Genomic DNA, 4,771 nt, shown 5'->3' with positions numbered 1-4,771 from the left:
CATCTCCCCATCTCCCCCAATCCCCAGCCATAAGTTAATCGGATTTGAAATTTGGGAAGAATAAACTCTGGTGAGATTACGCAAAACACTGTAATTCATAAAAAGAGGCTTTAATCCCTATGAGTTCTGATTTTCAACCCCCACCTAAGAGTTTATCCATCCTGGCTTCTGTTGGAGGAGTGGTGACTGCTGTTGTGGCGATCGCTGGGTTTAATTTTTGGTCACAACAAATGTCTTCAACTTCTGTGGATCGACCAGAACTATCAACATCCAAGATAGCTTCACCAGCAAAGGAACCCTTACCAAGTACTCCTTTTAGTGCCGAAGAAGCTGAAACAATTGCCAAGCTTGACGCTACATCTGTGGTTTTACCAGGTGAACCGATTCCTGCTAACCAATTAACAATAGCCATCACTCCTTATGTTGCTCCTGGTGCAGGATCGTTAACTAAAGAAGAAATCGCAACAGCTCGTCAAGCTTGGTCATATTTCCAGCGTAACTGGAATGACGAAACTGGTTTGGTTAATTCTGTTGATGGTTTTCCCTCTGTAACTATGTGGGATCAATCAGCTGCGATGGCCGCCTTAATCAGCGCTAGAGAACTCAATATTGTATCTGCGGCTGAATTTGATGCCAAAATGACCAAAATGTTGAAAACACTGGCATCTATCCCCTTATACAAACAAGAACTACCCAACAAAGTCTACAATGCAAAAACCCTGATACCCGTTAATTATGGTCAACTAGAAAAACAAGAACAAATTGGTTGGTCTGCCATTGATTTGGGGCGGATGGCAATCTGGCTAAAAATAGTTGGTGCAAAGTATCCCGAAATGCGATCGCTCTCCAATGATGTTTGGAAACATTGGCAAGTCAAGCGTCTCACCAAAAATGGGCGAATGTATGGTACTAGCGTCATCAAAGGTAGAGAACAGTACAACCAAGAAGGTCGCTTGGGTTATGAGAATTATGCTGCCTATGGTCTGAAACTTTGGGGCTTGGATGTTAACAAAGCTTTGGATTATCAGTCGAATACTGCCTTTGTAAATGTTTACGGACAAGGAATTCCTTACGACAAACGTGATTATAAAAAATCTGAAGCCAATAACTATGTTTTGAGCGAACCTTATATATTAGATGGTATTGAAACTGGGTTTCAAGCTTTGCCCAAAGCCTACGCCGATAGAATTTTAGCTGCTCAAGAATCTCGCTATCAAGCGACAAAACAATTAACTGCCGTCACAGAAGACAATTTGGATCGTCCTCCTTACTTTGTTTACAGCAGTTTGTTTGTCAACGGAGAACCTTGGGCTACCATCACAGACACCCGCCAACAGCGTAATGATTTGCGCTTTTTAAGTGCTAAAGCAACGGTAGGCTGGCATGTGCTTTATAACACCGCTTACACGCGCCAGCTATTTGATTTCGTCCAAACCAACCTCAAATCAAAAGATGGTTGGTACAACGGTTTTTATGAATCTCTGCGTCAGCCGAATAAAGCTCTGACAGCTAATAATAATGGCGTAATTTTAGAGAGTTTGCTCTATAAACAAGTCGGACAACCGCTTACCGTTTGGGCAGGAGTTAAAAGAAGTAGCAAGTTAAATTAAACTAGTCACTTGACTGTGATACGAATCATCACTCCAGCGAACTGTCGCCGCACCACACAGCGCCGATTAATTTTGTTTCCAAATTGCTGGGGTGATGCTATGCGTATCACTTCAAAACCCAGCTTTTACTAAAAAGTGAATCCTGGTTGATTTTCTCGTAGAACAGCCAAAAATACAGATTGCGCTTCCTGCTGTGCTACTCAACGTTCATCTTCTACTATTACTGTAATCGTAAAGCGTAATGATAAAACTCTTCATCCTTGATATATCCTTGTGTTTTATAAAGCTTTTGGGCATTTGTGTTAGAAATATGAGTCGCTAATATTACTCGAACTGCACCACTTTCTTTGGCATATTCTTGGGCAGCACTCATCAATAAGGTTGCAACCCCCTTCTGGCGATGGGACTCTTTGACATACAAATCGTTCAATATCCATACTCGCTTCATCGACACTGAAGAAAAACTCGGATAAAGCTGAGTAAACCCAATTATTTCTCGATTTTCATTAGCTGCAAATACTACTGAATCATTATTCTGAAAACGTTCTTTGAGAAACTCTTTGGCAGCTTCAATATCTGATACCTGATGATAAAAAACGCGGTATTCATCAAACAGTATCGACAGACTTTCAAGATGATTAATATTAGCTAAAAAAACTTCCATATGACTTTTCCTCCCCTTACTCCTGTGTAAATTTTTCATTGAATCTGAATTCAGATTAGCTTAAGGAGGGTTCTCAAAGCGATCCAGTGGTCTGTCCCATTAATGTTGTAGAAAAAAATGTTTGTAGTAAGGACTTTAGTCCTTGATTTTTAACCACTAAAGTGCTTACTACGAAACTTTCAGAACTAATGGGACAGACCTAGCCTGAACTCAACCTTCTGACGAAGTTTTGAGGTTTTCATCCCCTGTTTGCTTGCCAAGTCAGGACTTGCGTTTGCACACTGTTTGTGAAATACTACTTCTAAAATACGGTAAATCGGTAAAGATTAAGTGTTTTATGCAGTTACCACATATACTTACCTCAAAGCGATTGGAAGCTAATCTCAAACCATGACAAACAGAGAAATTCGCACTAGTCAGGTTAAAGTCCCCAACGGTGATTTACAAATTGACGCTTACTTAGCCGAACCAGTAGAAAAAGGAACTTTCCCGGCGGTGATTGTGATTCAAGAAATCTTTGGGGTAAACATACATATTCGGGAAGTTACCGAGAAATTTGCCAAAGAGGGTTATGTAGCCATTGCTCCGACTTTGTTTCAACGTACTGCTCCTGGTTTCGAGGCTGGGTACAATTCAGAAGATGTCCAAAAGGGGAGACAGTATAAAGAGCAAACCAAAGCAGAGGAAATATTGAGCGATATTCAGGCTGCGATCGCTTATTTAAGAACTTTACCAAATGTACAACCAGATGCCATCGGTTCCATTGGTTTCTGTTTTGGTGGTCACGTCGTTTACCTAGCTGCCACATTACCAGATATTAAAGTTACAGCTTCCTTTTATGGTGGTGGAATTACAAACTCAACTCCCGGCGGTGGAGAACCAACCATCACACGCACTCCCGATATTAAAGGCCCCATATATGCATTCTTTGGTCTCGAAGATCAAGGAATTCCCTTAGAACATACACAACAGATAGAAGCAGAATTAAAGAAACATCAAATTCCCCATACCATCTTCCGCTACGAGGGAGCAGGACATGGTTTCTTTTGCAACCATCGCGCTAGTTATAATCCCGAAGCTGCTGCTGATGCTTGGAAAAACGTTGTAGAACTGTTCCAAAAGAATCTCCAGCTGCAAACTGTCTAAATCTTTGTCTTAAGAAATTGCAAAAAACAAACAGTTAACTGTTAACCGTCAATAGAGGGGAGTCTGGTGTTTGGGGAAAATAAGTTGCCCGTTGGGTCTAAATTTCTGACCCTACTCCCTACTACTCTCTAGGAATCATATTTGATTGGGTGAAAAAACTCGCCCTCACATCAATAAAGATTGATTTCTTACTCTTCATTGCCTACTCTCTGGCTATCGCGCTTCGCCCACCAAGCAAATTATTTTGTCAATCAAAAAAGATTCCCATAGCAAATAAAAATCAAGTATTACACCCATGATTACCGCCTTAAAACAGCCAAGAGTGAAAATTTTTCACAAGTTTTCACTATTTGTATTGCCCGGATTATTAACAATTTCAACAACCTTAGTTAGTTGCTCAGTCGAAACTCCAAAATCAGAAAATAAAACCACTGGTTATCAAGCAAAAATAGTTCGCATGGGATATCAAAGTTCTGGCGATATTGTCAGACTCAAAGGATTGATTGAAAAACGTTTACAACCTTTAAATGTTTCTGTAGAATGGGCGCAATTTGCTGCCGGACCACAACTAATGGAAGCGATGAATGTGGGTAGAGTTGATATTGGTTCTGTAGGCGAAACTCCGCCAATATTTGCTCAAGCTGCTGGTACATCTTTAGTTTATATTGCTAGTAACAAACCTAGTACTGGAAAAGGAAGCGGCATTATAGTTCAAAATAATTCCCCTATTCGTACTCTAGCTGACCTGAAAGGTAAAAAGGTAGTTTTCCAGAAAGGTTCTGCCTCTCATTATTTATTAATAAAAGCCTTAGAAGAAGCCGGTTTGAAATATAGTGATATTCAAGCCTTGAGTCTACCTCCTTCAGAAGCCCGTGATGCATTTATTCAAGGAAAAATTGATGCTTGGGTAACTTGGGATCCTTATTTAGCGGTGGCACAAAAAAAGGCGAATGCCCGTGTGTTGAGAGATGCTAGCGGCATTGCTACTCAAGGCGGATATTACATGGCAGCGCGAAAATTCGCTACAGAAAATCCCAAATTAGTGCAATTAGTCCTTGAGGAAATAAATAACACAGGTCAATGGGCTGACAAAAATCGAGCAGAAGCTGTAAAACTGATTGCTCCTAATTTAAAAATTGATGAAGATATTTTAGAAACAATGGTCTCAAGACGAAACTACGGTTTAAGACCAATTACTCCAGAAATCATGGAGAATCAGCAGAAAATCGCCGATTTATTTGCTAAGGAAAAAATAATTCCTAAATCTATCAATATTCAGGAAGCGATGCTGACTACTGAACAATATGCAGCCATCACACCAGAAACTATTACTCAAAGCAGCATTAAATAG

Annotated in this window: 4 protein-coding genes; 3 read left to right on the top strand and 1 reads right to left on the bottom strand. The window is 40.3% G+C overall.

Going from position 1 to position 4,771, the window contains the following annotated elements; translation table 11 throughout:
* Nucleotides 1-119 precede the first annotated feature (119 nt).
* Nucleotides 120-1,610, top strand: coding sequence for a DUF3131 domain-containing protein (locus tag GNE10_RS32140; protein WP_185570021.1), 1,491 nt, complete (start codon nucleotides 120-122; stop codon nucleotides 1,608-1,610).
* A 220-nt stretch (nucleotides 1,611-1,830) separates the two neighbouring features.
* Here GNE10_RS32140 and GNE10_RS32135 read toward each other — a convergent pair whose 3' ends face one another.
* Nucleotides 1,831-2,274 carry a GNAT family N-acetyltransferase gene (locus tag GNE10_RS32135; RefSeq protein WP_185570020.1) on the bottom strand — a complete coding sequence of 148 codons (444 nt, stop codon included), beginning with the start codon at nucleotides 2,272-2,274 and terminating at the stop codon, nucleotides 1,831-1,833.
* A gap of 390 nt (nucleotides 2,275-2,664) precedes the next feature.
* Here GNE10_RS32135 and GNE10_RS32130 point away from each other — a divergent pair, with 390 nt between their 5' ends.
* Both GNE10_RS32130 and GNE10_RS32125 read left to right on the top strand, forming a co-directional pair.
* Nucleotides 2,665-3,420 carry a dienelactone hydrolase family protein gene (locus tag GNE10_RS32130; RefSeq protein ID WP_185570018.1) on the top strand — a complete coding sequence of 252 codons (756 nt, stop codon included), beginning with the start codon at nucleotides 2,665-2,667 and terminating at the stop codon, nucleotides 3,418-3,420.
* A gap of 295 nt (nucleotides 3,421-3,715) precedes the next feature.
* The gene (locus GNE10_RS32125) at nucleotides 3,716-4,771 is read left to right on the top strand and encodes a sulfonate ABC transporter substrate-binding protein (protein ID WP_185570017.1); all 1,056 of its coding nucleotides are present in this window, start codon (nucleotides 3,716-3,718) and stop codon (nucleotides 4,769-4,771) included.

It is taken from the genome of Nostoc sp. 2RC (assembly GCF_014222165.1).
Taxonomy (GTDB): Bacteria; Cyanobacteriota; Cyanobacteriia; order Cyanobacteriales; family Nostocaceae; genus Nostoc; species Nostoc linckia.
The sequence above is the reverse complement of the archived record's forward strand: the minus strand, read 5'-3'. Positions and strand labels throughout refer to the sequence as shown.